The following is an 18,618-nucleotide window of genomic DNA, read 5'->3' on the forward strand; positions in this document are numbered from 1 at the left end:
GCAGAAAATCCCGGCTTTGATCCGATCGATGTTTCAACATCCGTCAGTCCGTTACGCAGCATGAACCATGTCCGGCTACTTTTTTTCGACTTAGTAACTGTCGCACGCTGAAAATTTTATTAGGAAATCCGAGCGAACACTTCGTTTTAAGACAACTCAGAATGTTTTTATAGTTCGAAGCAGGCAGTTAAGAGTGCGTAAAAATTTGTCGAGTCGAAGTCTAAAAAATCACTAGGCGATTGCGTCACAGGATTCTCAAGAATGTATAGCGACGTAGACGGGTTCTGTTTAGTTTTTTCGTAATATTCCAGCAGAATTCGACGCCGCGGATGATGAACCGTTTGGGCATTGCGAATCGTCGAATGGGTCAGGCGCAGGCCTCTCCGTCGTCGATGCACATAGCACGGCTTTGAGGCTCAGTCTGGTCGCCCCACAATCCGCGTCCCATGATTCCGCCCGTCTCTCGTGCGCCCAAACGTCATTTCTATATTTATTGAAATGTCGAAATTAATGAGCTATCGTTGCAGGCATGGACTCAAACCTCGTCGTACGCGCGCTCGGCGCGCTCGCTCATGAAGCGCGCCTCACGATCTTCCGAACTCTGGTGGTCGCTGGACCCAACGGCATGGCCGCAGGCGAGATTGCGCAGCAAGTTGGACTCGCGCCTTCGAGCCTGTCATTTCATCTCAAGGACCTCGCACATGCCGGGCTCGTCAGCGCGCGGCAAGGGGGCCGCTTCGTCTTCTATTCAGCCAACTTCGATGCCATGAACAGCTTGATTGGCTTCCTGACGGAGAACTGCTGCGCAGGCGCTCCTTGCGCGGCAAGCGACCCGTCAAACTGCTGCGGAGATTCAGCATGAAGCGCATCCACATTCACGTGTCGGTTCAGGATCTCAATGAGAGCGTGCGCTTCTATAGCGCCTTGTTCGGCAATGTAGCGCCGACAACGCGCAAGCCCGACTACTGCAAATGGGAACTGTCGGATCCAGCCGTCAACTTTGCAATTTCGCAGCGCGGTGCGCCGTTTGGCGTCGATCACGTCGGCATCCAGGTCGAGAACGCGGAGGAACTGGCTGAGATGAACGCGCGCTTCGCGTCGGCTCGCCTGCCTGTTCAGATCCAGGAGGACACGACATGCTGCTACGCACGGTCGGAGAAGGCATGGACGTTGGATCCGCAAGGCGTGGCGTGGGAGACGTTCCATACGCTCGAAGCGGCGCCCGTCTACGGCCAGTCTCGCAACCGATCGGCCGAAGCTGCTGCGTGCTGTTCCCTGCCGAAACCCTCATCACCCAGTATTCAACAAGGTCTGCCGGCAGATCATGACGCGTGTGCCCCGGTTGTCGAACCTGCCACTCCGTATGCCGGATCGCAAGGCAATTCAGACCGGGATGCGCGCAATCGTCGACTGACCTGTCCAGGACGCACATGAGCACGACGGACACCACGCACAACAAGGCCGCGCCGGCAATCGGCGTCTTCGAGCGTTACCTGACGGTCTGGGTGGCGTTATGCATCGTGGCCGGCATTGGGCTGGGACAGATTTTTCCGCGACTCTTTCATGCGATCGGCCGAATGGAGATTTCGCAGGTCAACCTCCCCGTGGGCGTCCTGATCTGGGTGATGATCATTCCGATGCTGGTCAAGATCGACTTCTCCGCGCTCGCCCAAGTCGGTAGTCATTGGCGCGGCATCGGTGTGACCTTGCTGGTGAACTGGCTCGTCAAGCCCTTCTCGATGGCCTTGCTAGGCTGGATCTTCGTGCGCCATGTGTTCGCCGCCTGCCTGCCTGCGGATCAGCTCGACAGCTACATCGCGGGTCTCATTCTGCTTGCGGCTGCGCCCTGTACAGCAATGGTCTTCGTGTGGTCGCAACTGTGCAAGGGCGATCCGTATTTCACGCTCTCGCAGGTCGCGCTGAACGACGCGATCATGGTCGTCGCGTTCGCCCCGCTTGTTGCGCTGCTGCTCGGGCTTTCCTCGATCACGGTGCCGTGGGGCACGCTGATCGTCTCGGTCGGCCTGTACATCATCATTCCGGTGATGGCCGCCCAATGGCTGCGCAAGCGTCTGCTCGCCCGGGGCGAAGCCTTTTTCAAGCGCACAGTGGTACGCCTTGGACCGTGGTCGATTTGCGCGCTGCTCGCGACGCTCGTGCTCCTGTTCGGCTTTCAGGGGGAAGCGATCGTCAGAGAACCCCTTGTCATCGCGATGCTCGCGGTGCCGATCCTGATTCAGGTGTTCTTCAATTCCGGGCTCGCCTATTTGCTCAATCGCCGCCTGGGTGTCGCACACTGCGTCGCCGGCCCGTCGAGCCTGATCGGAGCGAGCAATTTCTTCGAGCTTGCGGTCGCCACCGCCATCAGCCTGTTTGGCTTTCACTCGGGCGCGGCACTCGCGACGGTCGTTGGGGTGCTTATCGAAGTGCCGGTCATGCTGCTGGTAGTGGGTGTCGTCAATCGCTCGCAACGCTGGTATGAGGCCGCTGGCCCATCCATTCAGCAACGTTTGTGACGATCTCAGTGATCGACGAGCCACGCTCGTCAGTCTCGTTTGCATTCGAATCTGCCCAATCCGGCCGCCACGCACGTCGACATTTCCGACAGCGAGAAGCTGCACCGCATTTGTTGCGGGTCGGGAAGCGCCCGCAATTCCAGATAGATAAATAAAAACCCCGCGCAAAGGCGGGGTTGATATTGACCGTTTTTTACTACTACAGGTCAGAACGGAATGTCGTCGTCCATCTCGTCGAAGCCGCCGCCAGCCGGCGCGCTCGGGCGGCTTGATCCGCCGCCGCTGCCACCTGTCGGACGGCCGCCCGCCGGCGCGCGACCGCCACCGCCGCCACCACCACCACCACCACCACCGCTGCGTTCCGCAGGCGCGCTGCGGCTGTATCCGCTGTCGTCTCCGCCGCCCGCGCCGCCACGGCCGCCGAGCATCTGCATCTGATCAGCGACGATTTCAGTCGAATAGCGTTCCTGCCCGGCCTGATCCGTCCACTTGCGCGTGCGGATGCGGCCCTCGATATACACCGACGAACCCTTCTTCAGATACTCGTTCACGATTTCCGCGAGCCGCCCGAAGAACGACACGCGATGCCACTCCGTGAGTTCCTTCATTTCGCCGGACGACTTGTCCTTATAGCGGTCTGTCGTCGCGAGACGAATGTTGGCCACGGCGTCGCCGCTTGGCAGGTAGCGGGTTTCCGGGTCGGCGCCCAGATTGCCGACGAGAATGACCTTGTTGACGGATGCCATGATTTCTCCTGTTGATACGATACTTTGCCGCCGGCCGCGCCGCGCGATGCGCGAATGACTTCGCTGCTCTGAAGTTTCGCTTGTCGTCGCCGCACCGGCTTGAATCTGATTGACTTTGACTGCGATTAAACCGTGCGCTGGACCTTGCGCGGCGGCGCCTTCATGTTCGCCGCCACCACGAGCCACACGAGCACCAGCGCCGAACACGCGAAGAACACCGAGCTTTGCCCGTCCACCTTCAGCAGCCAGCCGCCGATCACGCCGCCGAGCGCGAGCCCGATCGACTGGGTCGTGTTGTAGACGCCGGCCGCCGCACCCTTGCGCGTGCCGGGCGCCAGCTTCGACACGAGCGACGGCTGCGAAGCCTCCAGCACGTTGAAGCCAAGAAAGTAGACGAACAGAATCGCGGCCACCGACGATAGCGTATGGGGAGCGGCGCCCAATAACAACTGGCCGATCAGGATAAGCGTGATCGCGCTCAGCATGACGCTCTTCATTTTTCCACGTTTCTCGGCGGCGATGATCGCGGGCACCATCAGCACGAATGCGAGCCCCATCACGGGCAGGTAAATCTTCCAGTGCGACGCGACCGGCAGGCCGCCCGCTTCGAGAATGCGCGGCACGACGAGAAAAAGCGCCGTCTGCGTGGCGTGCAGCACGAGCACGCCAAAGTTCAGTCGCAGGAGTTCGACGTTGTGCAGCACCTCAGCGAACGGCGCCTTCACGTGGACGGGATGCGTAGGCGGATCGGGCACGATCCACAGCACGACTCCCACCGCGAGAATCGACAGCACGCCGATCACCGTGAAAAGCCCGCTCATGCCGACCCAGTGGAACACGATCGGCGCGCCCACGATCGCCACCGCGAACGACACGCCGATGCTCGCGCCGACCATCGCCATTGCCTTGGTGCGGTTTTCCTCCGACGTGAGGTCGGCGATGAAGGCGATCACCGCCGACGACACCGCGCCCATGCCCTGGATAACGCGTCCGGCGATGATCCACGTCATCGAATGGCCGACGGCCGCGACGAAACTGCCGATCGCGAACACGATCAGGCCGAACGCGATGACCGGCTTGCGGCCGAACTTGTCCGAGACCCAGCCGTAGAAGATATAGAGCATCGACTGCGTGACGCCGTACGCGCCGAGCGCGAGACCGACGAGAAACACGTTGTCGCCGCCGGGGATCGTTTTCGCGTAGATCGAAAACACCGGCATGATCATGAAGAGGCCGAGCATCCGCAGCGCGAAGATCGCGGCGAGCGACACGGTCGCGCGCAATTCGGGTGCGCTCAGACGTGAAGACGTGGCAGACGGATTGGACATCAGAAGCGGGAAATGTAAGGGAAACGCGTTGGCCCGAAGCGCAGAAGCTCGATGAAACCCGGGCGCGGCCGCCTTGTTCCCGGTCGAAACGGCAATATGGGACGCACTGCACTGGCGCACCGGGCGGCCGGCGGGATCTTCGCGGAAAGCCCGCCGGATCTCCTTCGAGCAGCCCTTCCGGCGCTTGCCTGGCGCTCTCGGGCGCGGGTACGGCGCCCTTGGGTAGGGGGCCCCTCTTCCTTGCGGAAAGAGGGGCCCCCTAAGAACTGTACGTGCGAGTTTCCCCGCATACAGCTCAAGCCTACTGCAAAGCCCTGCCTACGGCAGGACCGGTTTAGTTACAGCTATTCTACCAGCGTGCACTTGCTGGTGGCAGTGCGGGTGGAGCAATACGCGATTTGCAAGGGCGTCCGTACCGCCATGCATCCGATACTCCAGATGGTGGTCGTGCCAGCCCGTCTCCTCGGTCAGAGCTGTACCACAGTGCGCACAATGGCCGCCCTGTGACATATACAACCCCGCCCACTGCTTTCGGTATCGCATTGACTCCCACATGCGACCCTGCCGCAGCTTCTCGCCGTACTGCTCCCACGTAGGATCAAACGGATCGAATTCCCCTTTGATCTTTGTGTGCCACTTGATGGCCATACCGCTGATCTGGTACAGGTCAAGCAGTCCTTTACTACCATCGGCGCGCACCAATGGAACGGCGAAAACCCATTGTCGCTCCCCTACCGAGTGGAAGTACTTCTTTCGCACCCAGCCGGAATTCTTTTGGGGGTGTCGCCGCCTGGACCACCGCCAGAGCCTCTGGAAGACCAAATGCTCCATGCGGCTGTACGCCCGCTTCGCTGAGACCGAGTGGTGATACTGCGCCCATCCGCGCAACATCGGGTTGAGCAAGCGAATCAAATTCTCTTGCTTCACCGTTTTGTTGCCACTGATCGTTTCCGAAACCTTGCGATAGAACGCTTGCGCGTTTTTCTTGCTCGGCTTGATCAGGAACTTACCCGCGTACTTCCGGAAGTTCCAGCCAAGGAAATCGAAACCGTCGTCAATGTGGGTGATCCGCGTTTTCTCTTCCGAAAGCTGCAATCCCCGAGCTGCGAGGAAAGCTTCAATCCAAGGTCGGACTTCGGTCGCCAGGATCTCTTTCGAGACCCCGGTGATGACAAAGTCGTCCGCATAGCGCACCAAATTGATCTTCAGTTTCTTGGCTTTGGCGACCCCAAACTGCGCACGGAGGTGCGCGTCCAGTTCTCGTTCCAGCCCGTTCAGTGTCACATTGGCTAACGTCGGGGAGATGATGCCTCCCTGTGGCGTACCGGCCTCGGTCGCCTGTAGCTGACCCTTGTAGATCAAGCCAGCCTTCAACCACTTCCGGAGAATCGCCGTGTCCATTGGGACATTGCGCTCCAGCCAATCGTGATTGATGTAGTCAAAGCAGCCTTTGATATCCGCTTCCAAGACCCATTGGGACGAATCCTTCCGGGACAAGCAAACGCGTAGCTGACCCATAGCATCGGCCGTAGAGCGATTTTGTCTGAACCCGTAAGAGTTCGGATCGCTCGTTGACTCCGCTACTGGCTCCAAAGCCAGCAAGTACAGAGCTTGCATCGCCCTGTCATGCATGGTCGGAATGCCCAGAGGGCGTTCCTTCCCATTGGCCTTGGGGATAAAGACCCTCCGTAAAGGCAAAGGCCGGTATCCGCGCCGCTTCAACCGATCGACGGCAAGCCGTCGATTTTCAGGCGTATCCCATAGCTCGCGATCGACTCCCGCCGTTCGCGCACCCTGGTTCTGCGTAACACGTCGTACCGCATAAAGCTTCGCGGACAACGTGCGGGTCAGCATCCGTTGCAAGGCTTTCACCTTGCGCCATTTGCCTTCCCGCGTCGCCTTCGCAATTCGAATCTGCATTCCCCTCACGTTCCGTTCGACCCGACGCCAATCTACGGCGTACCAGTCTCCCGGCGCGTGGGAAAGCGCAGATCCAGTCTTTCGACCGGATACTTTCATGCTGCTCTCCTGCTCGGAAAAGTCCTCAAGCAGAAGGCGCGTCTCCCCCAGTGGGGGAGACACACCCCGCTGGGGACAAACATTGATACTCAGTATGGACGCATGCATCCACACCTATCCAAGGTACTAAGGGTCAGTCAGCCATCTTGCGACGGTAGACCAGACGGAAGTCTGCCCGCTTTCGCGTGGAGTAATGTCACAACTCCTATTCGGATCATTACAACCCGACATTCGCTTTTTCCGTCCTCCCATACCCGCACAATCAACAGCGTCCCTTGCGGTCCGCCTGCCAGCAAGCTGCCCGGCGAAAGTACGGGCTTACCACGTTCCCGACCTGCCACAAGACTGAGTTAGGTTCTGCCTCTCCCCCGGCGGTCTATTGACGACGTATCCCGAACTTCTAGCGAGATATCCGACCGCGTACCGTTTGGTCAATGCCAGCAGCAGCTTAGGCATTTTTATAATCACGAGGTTTATCAGCAGTTCACGTGTGTTAACCGTATCAGTCAGCCTAGCTCCTCAACCCCATTGCTGCTAAGAGTATCCAGACGCACGCCTCACGGCTTGAGTCTGCCCGAACTACCGGGGGCTACATTGTCGGAAAAGCTTCACACCTCACCGTTGCCAGTGACGCATGTCTTCCTAGGCTACCGCTAGTCGTATAGCGGGTTCCTTATACTTCGCACCACATTCCCAGGTGAAGGGAGTCCGGCAGAAGCGTGGAACAATGGCAGGTCGAGCTTTCGCTCGCATCAATGTGAATCCCAGTCGCACGGAAGTGGACGGGAGTAGTAAACGACATTCCGCTTTGTCAGCGGTAAATGAAGCCGCTGACAGAGGCGGGAGATGGCGGTGACCAACTCAGTACATGGCATTGTCAGGAGGTCCTGACAGATGCATTCACAATGTTTGGGGAATACGCCCCCAAACCCCCAGTTAGAGGGGTGTGGATCGTCGATGCTCGTGTCGTGAGCGAACGGTGCGTGTCGCACAAAAGTCGTTATAGTAGCAGGTTTAGCCCCCTCACTTTCCGCCCGGTTCATGGAAGAAATCCGTATTCGTGGGGCTCGCACCCACAACCTCAAGAACGTCAGTCTCGACCTGCCGCGTCACAAGCTGATCGTGATTACGGGCCTGTCCGGGTCGGGCAAGTCGTCGCTCGCGTTCGACACGCTGTACGCCGAGGGCCAGCGCCGATATGTCGAAAGTCTGTCGGCTTACGCCCGGCAATTCCTGCAATTGATGGAAAAGCCCGACGTCGATCTGATCGAGGGCCTCTCGCCCGCCATTTCGATCGAGCAGAAGGCCACGTCCCACAATCCGCGCTCGACGGTCGGCACCGTCACGGAAATTCACGACTATCTGCGCCTCTTGTACGCGCGCGTCGGCACGCCGTATTGCCCGGATCACCACATTCCGCTCGAAGCGCAAAGCGTCTCGCAAATGGTCGACGCCGCGCTCGCGCTCCCCGAGGAAACCAAGCTGATGATCCTGGCGCCCGTGGTCGCGGACCGCAAGGGCGAGCACGTCGAGCTCTTCGAGGAGATGCAGGCGCAGGGTTTCATCCGCTTCCGGATCCGCTCGGGCGGCGGCACGGCGAACGAGGGCGTCGCGAAGATCTATGAAGTCGACTCGCTGCCGAAGCTGAAGAAGAACGACAAGCACACGATCGACGTCGTCATCGACCGGCTGAAAGTGCGCCCCGACATGAAGCAGCGGCTCGCGGAATCGTTCGAAACGGCGCTGCGTCTCGCTGACGGCCGCGCGATCGCGCTCGAAATGGACACCGACCGCGAGAAGCTTTTCAGTTCGAAGTTCGCCTGCCCCATTTGCTCGTACTCGCTGCAGGAACTGGAGCCGCGCCTCTTCTCGTTCAACAATCCGATGGGCGCGTGCCCGGAATGCGACGGACTCGGCCAGATCACCTTCTTCGACCCGAAGCGGGTCGTCGCGCATCCGTCGCTGTCACTGGCGGCGGGCGCCGTAAAGGGCTGGGACCGGCGCAACCAGTTCTATTTCCAGATGCTGCAGAGTCTCGCGGCGTTCTATGAATTCGACATCGAGCAGGCTTTCGAGGATCTGCCCGAGAAAGTTCGCAAAATCCTCCTGTTCGGCTCGGGCAAGACGCTGATCCCGTTCTCGTATATCAACGAGCGCGGCCGGACCTCGGTACGCGAGCACGCGTTCGAAGGGATCATCCCGAATCTGGAGCGCCGCTATCGCGAAACCGATTCGACCGCGGTGCGCGAGGAATTGGCCAAGTACCAGAACAACCAGCCGTGCCCGGCGTGCGAAGGCACGCGGCTGCGCCGGGAAGCGCGCCACGTGAAGGTCGGCGCCGGCGACGACGCTCGCGGCATCTTCGAAGTGAGCGGCTGGCCCTTGCGCGACACGCTCGGCTATTTCCAGACGCTGCGCCTCGAAGGCGCGAAGCGCGAGATCGCCGACAAGGTCGTGAAGGAAATCGTCGCGCGGCTGTCGTTCCTGAATAACGTCGGGCTGGATTATCTGTCGCTCGAACGCAGCGCGGAAACGCTTTCCGGCGGCGAAGCGCAGCGCATCCGGCTCGCGTCGCAGATCGGCTCGGGGCTCACCGGCGTCATGTACGTGCTCGACGAGCCGTCGATCGGCCTGCACCAGCGCGACAACGACCGGCTGATCGGCACGCTCAAGCATCTGCGCGACATCGGCAATTCGGTGATCGTCGTCGAGCACGACGAGGACATGATCCGCATGGCCGATTACGTCGTCGACATGGGGCCGGGCGCGGGCGAGCATGGCGGCGTGATCGTCGCGCAGGGCACCCCGGTGCAGGTCCAGAACGATCCGAACTCGGTCACCGGCCAGTATCTGTCCGGCAAGCGCACCATCGGCTATCCCGCGGAGCGCGCCGCGCCCGACGAGCGGCGACTGCGCATCATCGAGGCATATGGAAACAATCTCAAGAACGTCTCGCTCGATCTGCCGGTCGGCCTGTTGACGTGCGTGACCGGCGTGTCCGGCTCGGGCAAGTCGACGCTCATCAACGACACGCTCTACCACGCGGTCGCGCAGCACCTGTACGGCTCCGCGACGGAGCCCGCACCCTACGAATCGATCGAAGGGCTGGAGCATTTCGACAAGGTGATCGCCGTCGATCAATCGCCGATCGGCCGCACGCCGCGCTCGAATCCGGCCACGTACACGGGCCTGTTCACGCCGATCCGCGAACTCTTCGCGGGCGTGCCGGCGGCGAAGGAGCGCGGCTACGATCCCGGCCGCTTCTCGTTCAACGTCAAGGGCGGGCGCTGCGAGGCGTGCCAGGGCGACGGCGTGCTGAAGGTGGAAATGCACTTCCTGCCCGACGTCTACGTGCCCTGCGACGTCTGCCACGGCAAGCGCTACAACCGCGAGACGCTCGACATCCAGTACAAGGGCAGGAACATCAGCGAAGTGCTCGACATGACCGTCGAGTCGGCGCACGAGTTCTTCAGGCCGGTGCCGGTCGTCGCGCGCAAGCTGAAGACGCTGCTCGACGTCGGGCTCGGCTATATTCGCCTTGGCCAGTCGGCGACCACGCTGTCGGGCGGCGAAGCGCAGCGCGTCAAGCTCTCGCTGGAACTGAGCAAGCGCGACACCGGTCGGACGCTATATATCCTCGACGAACCGACCACCGGCCTGCACTTCCACGATATCGCGCTGTTGCTCGAAGTGATTCACCGGCTGCGCGATCAAGGCAATACTGTCGTCATCATCGAGCATAATCTCGACGTGATCAAAACCGCCGACTGGGTCATCGACCTCGGTCCGGAAGGCGGAGCCGGCGGCGGGCAGATCATCGCCCAGGGGACGCCGGAGCTGGTCGCGAAGTCGAAGGCCAGTTTTACCGGCCGATATCTGGCACCGCTATTGCGACGGGCGAAATCGGCGGCCTGATTTGCAGCCTCGTGTGTAGCCTGAGCGTCATGCACGGCGGCGCGGGGCGACTTGAGCCCGGCTACACGAGCGAGCGACGAAAATGAGCCGCATCCTCCGGGTTGTGGCGGTGATAAACGCTGTTGGCGTCAGGAGATGGGAAGCGGTCATGGCAAAGCGCAACGAAGCGCCCGACGAGCGGCGGGTCCGGGACCTGCCCGCCCGGCCGGTCAGACTGACGAGCGACATGAGCTTGCCGAAGCTGTCGGCGGTGGAAATCGGCAGCTATCTCGTGGCGTTTCTTGCCATGTATCTCGTGCTGCAACTGAAGCTGCTCGGCGGCCTGCTCGCGGGGATGCTCGTCTATCAACTCGTGCACATGATCGCGCCGTTCATCGAGAAGCGGATGACGAGCGGCCGCGCGCGGCTCGTCGCGGTAGTGTTGCTCTCCGCCGTGATCATCGGCGCGCTGACGGGCGCGACGATCGCCACCATCGAGCATTTCGAGCACGACGTCCCGAGCCTGCAAAAGCTGCTCGACCAGTTGCTGACGATCACGTCGCATGCCCGTCTTCGCGTGCCGGAGTGGGTCGGCAACTATCTTCCCGTCGATTCCGAGCAGATGAAGGACAAAGCCACTCAGCTGATGCACCAGCACGCCGAGCAATTGCAGCAGGGCGGCAAGGAAATGGCGCGCGGCTTCGGGCATATCCTGATCGGCATGATCATTGGCGCGATCATCGCGGTGGGCGCGCCGAAGTCCACGCACCGGCTGCCGCTTTCCACCGCGCTCGTCACCCGCGTCACGCGCTTTTCCGACGCCTTCCGCCGCATTGTCTTCGCGCAGATCAAGATTTCGGCGATCAACGCCGTGTTCACCGCGATGTACCTGCTGATCGCGCTGCCGATCTTTCACGAGCGCCTGCCGCTCTCGAAGACGCTTGTCCTGGTTACGTTCATCGTCGGCCTCCTGCCGGTGATCGGCAATCTGATTTCGAACACGATCATCGTCGCGATTTCGCTGTCCGTGTCGTTCGGGACGGCGGTCGCGTCGCTCGCGTTCCTGATCCTGATTCACAAGCTCGAATACTTCCTGAACGCGCGGATCATCGGCGGACAGATCGAGGCGCGCGCGTGGGAACTGCTGCTTGCGATGCTCGCGATGGAAGCGGCGTTCGGCTTGCCGGGCGTGATCGCCGCGCCGATCTTCTACGCGTACATCAAGCGCGAACTGATTTATCTGCGGCTGGTTTGAGGTCCGATAAGCGCTGCGCGAAAAAAATGGCCGCCTGAAAAGGCGGCCATTTTCATTGCAACGGCAAGACTCAGCGGAACACCACCGTCTTGCTGCCGTTCAGCACGATGCGATGCTCGACATGCCATTTCACCGCACGCGCGAGCGTCACGCATTCGACGTCGCGACCGATCGCCGTCAGTTGATCCGGCGCCATGCTGTGATCGACGCGCTCCACTTCCTGCTCGATGATCGGGCCTTCGTCGAGGTCCGTCGTCACATAGTGCGCGGTCGCACCGATCAGCTTCACGCCGCGGTCGAATGCCTGGTAATACGGCTTCGCGCCCTTGAAGCTCGGCAGGAACGAGTGGTGAATGTTGATCGCGTGGCCCGCGAGCTTCTCGCACATCTGCGGCGACAGAATCTGCATGTAGCGCGCGAGCACGACGAGATCGGTGTCATGCTGCTCGACGATTTCCATCACGCGCGCTTCCTGCGCGGCCTTCGCCTGCGGCGTGGACGACGTCAGCGGCAGATGATGGAACGGAATGTCGTAGCTCGCGGCGAGCTGATAAAAATCCTTGTGATTCGAGACGATCGCCGGAATCTCGATCTGCAACTGGCCGGTGCGATAACGAAACAGCAGGTCGTTCAGGCAATGCCCGATCTTCGACACCATGATCACCACACGCGGCTTCACCGACGCGTCGTGCAATTCCCAGCGCATGCCGAACTCATCGGCGAGTTCGGTGAATGACTTGCGCAACGCCTCCAGCCCAGGATCGCCGCCGACCTGCTGGAAATGCACGCGCATGAAAAATTCGCCGGTGTGGCTGTCGCCGAACTGGGCCGAATCGAGGATATTGCCGCCGAGGTTGAACAAGAACCCGGACACCGCATGCACGATGCCGGGCCGGTCCGGGCAGGACAACTTCAGAATGAAACTATGTTCGGTCGACATGAACCGGTAACTCCTGGCGTGATATTTAAAACTCGGGCGAAGCGTAGATCGCCGCGATGCCTTCGCAGGCTTCCTCGTCGATCCAGCGGCGCCGCAGCAGGCAATCGAGCGTCGCGAGACTTGCGTCGACGGTGAGCGCGCCCTCTTCGATCCACCGTGCCACTTCGTCGATGCGCGAAAGCCGGTGTTCGCCGACTTCGCCGTCCTGGTTGCGCGGCGCGAAATCGGCGGGCAGCGTGACGTCGAAGACAAAGATCTGTTCCGCCTGCGTGCCTTCGGGCAGCGTCTGCCGCACTTGGAACGTGCCGCCGCGGGTCGCTCGCGCCGCCAGCTCGGGCGTCATGCCTGCTTCTTCCCAGCATTCCTTCGCGAGCGTCGCCTCGATTCCCATCCCCCAGCCGATACCGCCCGCGACGACGTTGTCGAGCATGCCGGGGTCGGTCGCCTTGGTCTCGCTGCGGCGTGCGATCCACAACTGCGGCGCGCTATCGTCATATTCTACGATGCCGTTCAGATGCACCGCGTAGGTCATCGTCCCAAAGAAGCGCGATGCGGCGCGCTCGATGAACGCGAGCGGCGCGGCGTCGAAGTCGTTGCGGATCGCGTAGGTCTCGTCGCGCCAGCCCGGGATGCGGCCTTCCGCGGCAAGCATGCCGATCACCGCGCCGAGCGCAGCGCTGCGGGCGTGGACGGTGTCGAAGGCGCGCGACAGCCGGACCGAGGAAACGTCGATATCGAAGACGTCCGGCCAGCGCGCGAGCAGCGCGACATCCCCGCGACGGATCCAGCCGACGCGCTCCTCGCCGATAAAAAACGGCTGATGGGCGGCGGGATCGAAGCGGCGGGCGGCGGCAATCGAAGGCAGGGACATGGAAACTCCGGCGGCGCCAGGCAGCGAATGGCGACAGGGCAAAGCCGGCAATTGTAGCGTGCGCGGCCGGGCGGCTCACGGCGATGCGCCGCCGCTCAGTCCTTCAGCGCGACGCGAATCCCGAGTGCAATGAAAGTAGCCCCCGCGAGCCGGTCGAGCCACACGCCCACGCGCGGCCGGCGCTTGAGCCACGCGCCGATCATCCCGGCGCAGATGCCGAACACCGAAAACACGACGACCGTCTGCAACATGAACAACGCGCCGAGTTCGAACATCTGGAGCATCACGCTCTGCCCGCCACGCGGAATGACGAACTGCGGCAGGAAGACGATGAAAAAGAGCGTCACCTTCGGATTCAGCATGTTGCCGATCACGCTTTGCCGGAACACGGTCGATAGTGCCTGCGCGGGACGTTCGTGCGCAGTGGCGAGCCCCCGGCTCGACAGCGCCTTGAACCCGATCCACACGAGATAGGCGGCGCCCGCGAGCTTTACCACTTCGAACGCGACCGGCGACGAGCGCAGCAGCGCGGCGACACCGAGCGCGGCGAGCGTCGTGTGGAAACTGATGCCGGCGGCAAATCCGAGCGCCGCGACGAGCCCGGCCGCGCGCCCTTGAGAAATGCCGCGCGCGAGCACCTGGAGATTGTCGGGACCGGGCGCGACGGTTATCGCGACCGACGCGGCGAGAAAGAGCAGGAAATTCGGCATCGCTTCATTGCCCCGCAAACTCGCAGACGGTATAGAGCGGCACGCCGCCCTCGCGCAGCAGCGCCGAGCCGCCGAGATCCGGCAAATCGATGATCGCCGCGGCTTCCACCACTGTCGCGCCCAGGCGTTTGAGCAGGCGCGTGCCCGCCATCATCGTGCCGCCGGTCGCGACGAGATCGTCGACGAGCACCACGCGATCGCCCGGCTTCACCGCGTCCTCGTGGATTTCGACCGTCGCGCTCGCGTATTCCAGTTCGTACGACTCCGCCAGCGTCTTGTACGGCAGCTTGCCTTTCTTCCTGATCGGAACGAAGCCGAGGCTCAACTCATACGCGAGAATCGGCCCGATGATGAAGCCGCGCGCGTCGAGTCCGGCGATGGTGTCGAGCTTCGCATCGATATAGCGCTGCACGAACAGGTCGATCAGCGTGCGCAGCGCGCGCCGGTCCTGCAGCACCGGCGTGATGTCGCGGAACTGCACGCCCGGCTGCGGCCAGTCGTCGATCGTGCGCACGCGGTCCTTGATGAATTGCGCGGCCTCGCGCGTGGCGGTCGATGGAATGCTCGACATGGTGTCTCCGGGCAAAACGGCGCTCTGGATGCGCGCGTTCGCAATAAAACGTGAAAGTTCAGGCGGCGCGGCGATGGCGCGACAGCCGCTCCTCGGCCTGCGCGAGGACTTCGGGCAGGCCGCGCAACACGACGATGTCCTTCGCGCGCAGCTTGGTTTCGGGGTCCGGCTCGACGCCCCGGATGCCGTGACGCCGGATCGCGGTCACTTCGATTCCGTCGCCGACGAGCCCGAGGGTTTCGAGCGTCTGGCCGACCGCATCCGAGTTCTCGTCGATCGGCACCGATTGTAGCCGCACCTGCTCGTGGCCATCGTCGTCGTCGAGGTCGTCGGCGCCGCGGAAATAGCCGCGCAGGAGGCTGTAGCGCTCGTCGCGCATTTCTTCGACGCGCCTCACGACGCGCCGCATCGGCACACCCATCAGCACGAGCGTATGCGACGCCAGCATCAGGCTGCCCTCGACGATCTCCGGAATCACTTCCGTCGCGCCCGCCGCAATCAGCTTTTCGAGATCGGCGTCGTCGACGGTGCGCACGATCACGGGCAGCGTCGGCTGAAGCTCGTGGATGTTGTGCAGCACGCGCATCGCGGAAGGCGTGTTCGCGTAAGTGATCGCGACCGTCGCCGCGCGGTGCAGGCCCGCGGCGAGCAGCGACTCACGCCGCCCGGCATCGCCGAACACGACCGTTTCGCCCGCCGCCGCGGCCGCCGCGACGCGATCCGGGTCGAGGTCGAGCGCCACGTACGACAAGCCTTCGTGCTCCAGCATCCGCGCGAGGTTCTGCCCGGCGCGGCCGTAGCCGCAGATGATCACGTGGCCGCTTTGCTTGAGGCTCTGCGTCGCGATCTTGGTCATCTGCAGCGACTGCAGCATCCATTCCGTCGACGACAGCCGAAGCACGATGCGGTCCGCGTTCTGGATGATGAACGGCGCGGCGAGCATGGAGAGCAGCATCGCCGAGAGGATCGCCTGGAGCAGCACCGGCTCGACGAGATGCGCATCCAGGATCAGGTTCAGCAGCACGAAGCCGAATTCGCCCGCCTGCGCGAGATAGAGGCCCGTGCGCATCGCGACACCCGGCCGCGCGCCGAAGAGCCGCGCGAGCCCCGTGATCATCACGGCCTTCAGCAGGATCGGCACGATCAGGAACGCGAGCACGAGGAGCGGATGTTCCCAGATCACGCGCGGATTGAGCAGCATGCCTGTCGTCACGAAGAAGAGGCCGAGCAGCACGTCGCGAAACGGCTTGATGTCCTCTTCCACCTGATGCCGGTAAGGCGTCTCGGCGATCAGCATGCCCGCGATGAACGCACCGAGCGCGAGCGACAGCCCGAACTTGTCGGTGATGAACGCCGCGCCGAGCGTAACCAGCAACAGGTTCAGCATGAAGAGTTCTTGCGAGCGACGCCGCGCGACCAGATCGAACCAGCGCGTCATGAACTTCTGGCCGATGAAGAGCAGCACCGTCAGCGCGACGACGATCTTGACGGCCGCGATGCCGAGCCACATCGCAAGCTGCGACGACTGGCCGTTGCCGAACGCCGCGATGATGATGAGCAGCGGCACGACGACCAGATCCTGGAACAGCAGCACGCCGAAGATGTTGCGGCCATGCTCCGCTTCGAGTTCGAGCCGCTCGGCGAGCAGCTTGCTGACGATCGCCGTCGACGACATCGAGAGTGCGCCGCCGAGCGCGAAACTCGCCTGCCATGACATGTGCATCCAGAAGCTCGCGATCCACCCGAAGAGAAGCGCGAGCGCGATCGTCCCCGCGACCTGGCACGCGCCGAGTCCGAACACAATGCGGCGCATCGCGCGCAATTTCGATAGCGAGAATTCCAGCCCGATGGAAAACATCAGGAACACGACGCCGAATTCGGCGAGATGCTGCGCCCCTTCGCTGTCCGGCACGATGCGCAGCGCATTCGGCCCGACGACGATGCCGACCGCCAGATAGCCGAGCATCGGCGGCAGGTTCAGAAACCGGAACACGACGACTCCCGCCACCGAGCACAGCAGCAGCAACAGAGTCATTTCGAGCGGCGATGTCATCCGTCTAGCGTCCTCGTTTGTCGGCGGAACCGCTCGCGGGGCACGCGCGCAGTTCTCGGGGATGGCCTTTGGCGGCAGGCCTTTCGGGGGGCGGATGAGCGGCGGAGAAGCCGCCGGTAGTCCGGCGCGGCGAAGAAACGCCTTTGCTATACTCCGCGCATGATAGCGAAAATCAATGGCGACCGGGCACTCGCGCTGGCTCGCAACGTACTCGACATCGAAGCCGACGCCGTCCGCGGGCTTGCAGATCTTCTCGACCACAACTTCACCGGCGCCGTCGAACTGCTGCTCGGCTGCCGCGGCCGCGTCGTGGTATCGGGCATCGGCAAGTCGGGCCATGTCGCGCGCAAGTTCGCCGCGACGCTCGCGAGCACCGGCACGCCCGCGTTCTTCGTGCATCCCGCCGAAGCCAGCCACGGCGACCTCGGCATGGTCACCTCCGACGACATCTTCATCGCGATGTCGAACTCGGGCGAGACCGAAGAACTCGTCGCGATCCTGCCGCTCATCAAGCGCCTCGGCGCCAAGCTGATCGCGATCACGGGCCGTCCCGAATCGAGCCTCGCGCAACTCGCGGACGTGCATCTGAACGCGCGCGTCGAAAAGGAAGCCTGCCCGCTGAATCTCGCGCCCACTGCAAGCACGACCGCGGCGCTCGCGCTCGGCGACGCACTCGCGGTCGCGGTGCTCGACGCGCGCGGCTTCGGCCCTGACGACTTCGCGCGCTCGCATCCGGGCGGTGCGCTCGGCCGGCGCCTGCTCACCTACGTGCGCGATGTGATGCGCGTGGGCGACGAAGTGCCGCAAGTGCCGCTCGATGCGACTGTCGCCGACGCGCTCTTCCAGATTACCGACAAGCGCATGGGCATGACGGCCGTCGTGAGCGCGAACGGCCACGTCGAAGGCATTTTCACCGATGGCGACCTGCGCCGCGTGCTGCAACGCGATGGCGATTTCCGCGCGCTGCCGCTCGTCGACGTCATGACGCGCAGTCCGCGCACGATCGCTCCGGACCACCTCGCGGTCGAGGCCGTGGAACTGATGGAGCGCCACCGCATCAATCAGATGCTGGTCGTCGACGAAAACGCGACGCTGATCGGCGCCCTGAACATGCACGACCTCTTCTCCAAGAAGGTGATTTGATGGCGCAGAAGCCTTCCGCCGCAAGCGCAGCGCCGCCCGCCACGGGCACGGCCGCCGAGCGCGCGAGCCGCATCAAGCTGATGATTTTCGACGTCGACGGCGTTTTCACCGACGGCAGCCTCTTCTTCACCGCCGACGGCGACGCGATGAAGTCGTTCAATTCGCTCGACGGCTATGGCGTGAAGCTGCTGGAAAAAATCGGCGTGCAGACGGCCATCATCACCGGGCGCCAGTCGGGCATCGTCGCGGCACGTGCGCGCGAACTCTCGATCACGCATCTCTATCAGGGCGTCGAAGACAAGACCGTCGCGCTCGCCGAACTGCTGCTAAAGACCGGCATCGCCGCTTCCGAATGCGGCTACATGGGCGACGACTGGCCCGATCTCGCCGTCATGCGCCTCGCCGGCTTCGCTGCCGCTCCGGCCAACGCGCATCCGGAAGTGATCCGGCGCGTGCACTGGGTCGCCGAAGCGCGCGGCGGCCACGGCGCGGTGCGCGAAGTGTGCGACGCGATCGTGCGCGCGCAGCATCGCTACGACGAACTGCTCGCCGCCGCGATGGGAGCCTGACGC

General features: G+C 62.6%; 14 protein-coding genes and 1 pseudogene. 7 read left to right on the top strand and 8 right to left on the bottom strand.

What is annotated here, in order from left to right; all coding sequences use genetic code 11:
- Positions 1-529 precede the first annotated feature (529 nt).
- From AWB81_RS24700 to arsB, 3 genes and pseudogenes are all read left to right on the top strand, one after another.
- The gene (locus AWB81_RS24700; protein WP_062639180.1) at positions 530-862 is read left to right on the top strand and encodes an ArsR/SmtB family transcription factor; all 333 of its coding nucleotides are present in this window, start codon (positions 530-532) and stop codon (positions 860-862) included.
- Positions 859-1,335, top strand: a pseudogene (locus AWB81_RS24705) (ArsI/CadI family heavy metal resistance metalloenzyme); the annotation flags it as partial. The gene AWB81_RS24700 and the pseudogene AWB81_RS24705, both read left to right, overlap by 4 nt.
- A 95-nt stretch (positions 1,336-1,430) precedes the next feature.
- On the top strand, positions 1,431-2,516 hold the full coding sequence (arsB, locus tag AWB81_RS24710) for an ACR3 family arsenite efflux transporter (protein ID WP_062639181.1): 1,086 nt from the start codon (positions 1,431-1,433) through the stop codon (positions 2,514-2,516).
- A gap of 206 nt (positions 2,517-2,722) precedes the next feature.
- Here arsB and AWB81_RS24715 read toward each other — a convergent pair whose 3' ends face one another.
- From AWB81_RS24715 to ltrA, 3 genes are all read right to left on the bottom strand, one after another.
- Positions 2,723-3,262 carry a single-stranded DNA-binding protein gene (locus tag AWB81_RS24715; protein ID WP_062639182.1) on the bottom strand — a complete coding sequence of 180 codons (540 nt, stop codon included), beginning with the start codon at positions 3,260-3,262 and terminating at the stop codon, positions 2,723-2,725.
- A 125-nt stretch (positions 3,263-3,387) separates the two neighbouring features.
- The gene (locus AWB81_RS24720) at positions 3,388-4,590 is read right to left on the bottom strand and encodes an MFS transporter (RefSeq protein WP_087135173.1); all 1,203 of its coding nucleotides are present in this window, start codon (positions 4,588-4,590) and stop codon (positions 3,388-3,390) included.
- A gap of 318 nt (positions 4,591-4,908) precedes the next feature.
- A complete protein-coding gene (gene ltrA, locus AWB81_RS24725) occupies positions 4,909-6,609 on the bottom strand; it encodes a group II intron reverse transcriptase/maturase (protein ID WP_062639221.1) in 1,701 nt (566 codons plus the stop codon).
- Between the two features lie 1,041 nt (positions 6,610-7,650).
- Here ltrA and uvrA point away from each other — a divergent pair.
- Together uvrA and AWB81_RS24740 are read left to right on the top strand one after the other, a co-directional pair.
- Positions 7,651-10,524, top strand: coding sequence for an excinuclease ABC subunit UvrA (uvrA, locus tag AWB81_RS24735; protein WP_062639183.1), 2,874 nt, complete (start codon positions 7,651-7,653; stop codon positions 10,522-10,524).
- A gap of 148 nt (positions 10,525-10,672) precedes the next feature.
- Positions 10,673-11,758, top strand: coding sequence for an AI-2E family transporter (locus AWB81_RS24740; protein ID WP_062639184.1), 1,086 nt, complete (start codon positions 10,673-10,675; stop codon positions 11,756-11,758).
- 70 nt (positions 11,759-11,828) lie between these two features.
- On the opposite strand, the gene purU is transcribed toward AWB81_RS24740, so the two are convergent.
- From purU to AWB81_RS24765, 5 genes are all read right to left on the bottom strand, one after another.
- Positions 11,829-12,698 (bottom strand): formyltetrahydrofolate deformylase, encoded by an 870-nt coding sequence (gene purU / locus AWB81_RS24745; protein ID WP_062639185.1) that lies wholly within the window; start codon positions 12,696-12,698, stop codon positions 11,829-11,831.
- A gap of 25 nt (positions 12,699-12,723) precedes the next feature.
- On the bottom strand, positions 12,724-13,569 hold the full coding sequence (locus AWB81_RS24750) for an NUDIX hydrolase (RefSeq protein WP_062639186.1): 846 nt from the start codon (positions 13,567-13,569) through the stop codon (positions 12,724-12,726).
- A gap of 95 nt (positions 13,570-13,664) precedes the next feature.
- Positions 13,665-14,279, bottom strand: a complete 615-nt coding sequence (locus tag AWB81_RS24755) for a LysE family translocator (protein WP_062639187.1) — start codon at positions 14,277-14,279, stop codon at positions 13,665-13,667.
- A gap of 4 nt (positions 14,280-14,283) precedes the next feature.
- Positions 14,284-14,850, bottom strand: a complete 567-nt coding sequence (locus AWB81_RS24760) for an adenine phosphoribosyltransferase (RefSeq protein ID WP_062639188.1) — start codon at positions 14,848-14,850, stop codon at positions 14,284-14,286.
- 58 nt (positions 14,851-14,908) lie between these two features.
- On the bottom strand, positions 14,909-16,903 hold the full coding sequence (locus AWB81_RS24765; protein ID WP_062639189.1) for a monovalent cation:proton antiporter family protein: 1,995 nt from the start codon (positions 16,901-16,903) through the stop codon (positions 14,909-14,911).
- A gap of 159 nt (positions 16,904-17,062) precedes the next feature.
- Here AWB81_RS24765 and kdsD point away from each other — a divergent pair, with 159 nt between their 5' ends.
- Both kdsD and AWB81_RS24775 read left to right on the top strand, forming a co-directional pair.
- A complete protein-coding gene (gene kdsD, locus AWB81_RS24770; RefSeq protein ID WP_062639190.1) occupies positions 17,063-18,046 on the top strand; it encodes an arabinose 5-phosphate isomerase KdsD in 984 nt (327 codons plus the stop codon).
- Entirely contained in the window at positions 18,046-18,615 is a 570-nt protein-coding gene (locus tag AWB81_RS24775) for a KdsC family phosphatase (protein ID WP_062639191.1), read from the top strand. The genes kdsD and AWB81_RS24775 overlap by 1 nt, the downstream gene beginning before the upstream one ends.
- The last annotated feature ends 3 nt before the right edge of the window (positions 18,616-18,618 follow it).

The sequence above is a fragment of the Caballeronia arationis genome (assembly GCF_001544975.2).
Classification (GTDB): Bacteria; Pseudomonadota; Gammaproteobacteria; order Burkholderiales; family Burkholderiaceae; genus Caballeronia; species Caballeronia arationis.

Coding starts and splice junctions, on each gene's coding strand:
- AWB81_RS24700 (WP_062639180.1), top strand. CDS start 530: ATGGACTCAAACCTCGTCGTACGCGCGCTCGGCGCGCTCGCTCATGAA.
- AWB81_RS24720 (WP_087135173.1), bottom strand. CDS start 4,590: ATGTCCAATCCGTCTGCCACGTCTTCACGTCTGAGCGCACCCGAATTG.
- ltrA (WP_062639221.1), bottom strand. CDS start 6,609: ATGAAAGTATCCGGTCGAAAGACTGGATCTGCGCTTTCCCACGCGCCG.
- AWB81_RS24760 (WP_062639188.1), bottom strand. CDS start 14,850: ATGTCGAGCATTCCATCGACCGCCACGCGCGAGGCCGCGCAATTCATC.
- AWB81_RS24750 (WP_062639186.1), bottom strand. CDS start 13,569: ATGTCCCTGCCTTCGATTGCCGCCGCCCGCCGCTTCGATCCCGCCGCC.
- AWB81_RS24740 (WP_062639184.1), top strand. CDS start 10,673: ATGGCAAAGCGCAACGAAGCGCCCGACGAGCGGCGGGTCCGGGACCTG.
- uvrA (WP_062639183.1), top strand. CDS start 7,651: ATGGAAGAAATCCGTATTCGTGGGGCTCGCACCCACAACCTCAAGAAC.
- AWB81_RS24755 (WP_062639187.1), bottom strand. CDS start 14,279: ATGCCGAATTTCCTGCTCTTTCTCGCCGCGTCGGTCGCGATAACCGTC.
- purU (WP_062639185.1), bottom strand. CDS start 12,698: ATGTCGACCGAACATAGTTTCATTCTGAAGTTGTCCTGCCCGGACCGG.
- AWB81_RS24765 (WP_062639189.1), bottom strand. CDS start 16,903: ATGACATCGCCGCTCGAAATGACTCTGTTGCTGCTGCTGTGCTCGGTG.
- kdsD (WP_062639190.1), top strand. CDS start 17,063: ATGATAGCGAAAATCAATGGCGACCGGGCACTCGCGCTGGCTCGCAAC.
- arsB (WP_062639181.1), top strand. CDS start 1,431: ATGAGCACGACGGACACCACGCACAACAAGGCCGCGCCGGCAATCGGC.
- AWB81_RS24715 (WP_062639182.1), bottom strand. CDS start 3,262: ATGGCATCCGTCAACAAGGTCATTCTCGTCGGCAATCTGGGCGCCGAC.
- AWB81_RS24775 (WP_062639191.1), top strand. CDS start 18,046: ATGGCGCAGAAGCCTTCCGCCGCAAGCGCAGCGCCGCCCGCCACGGGC.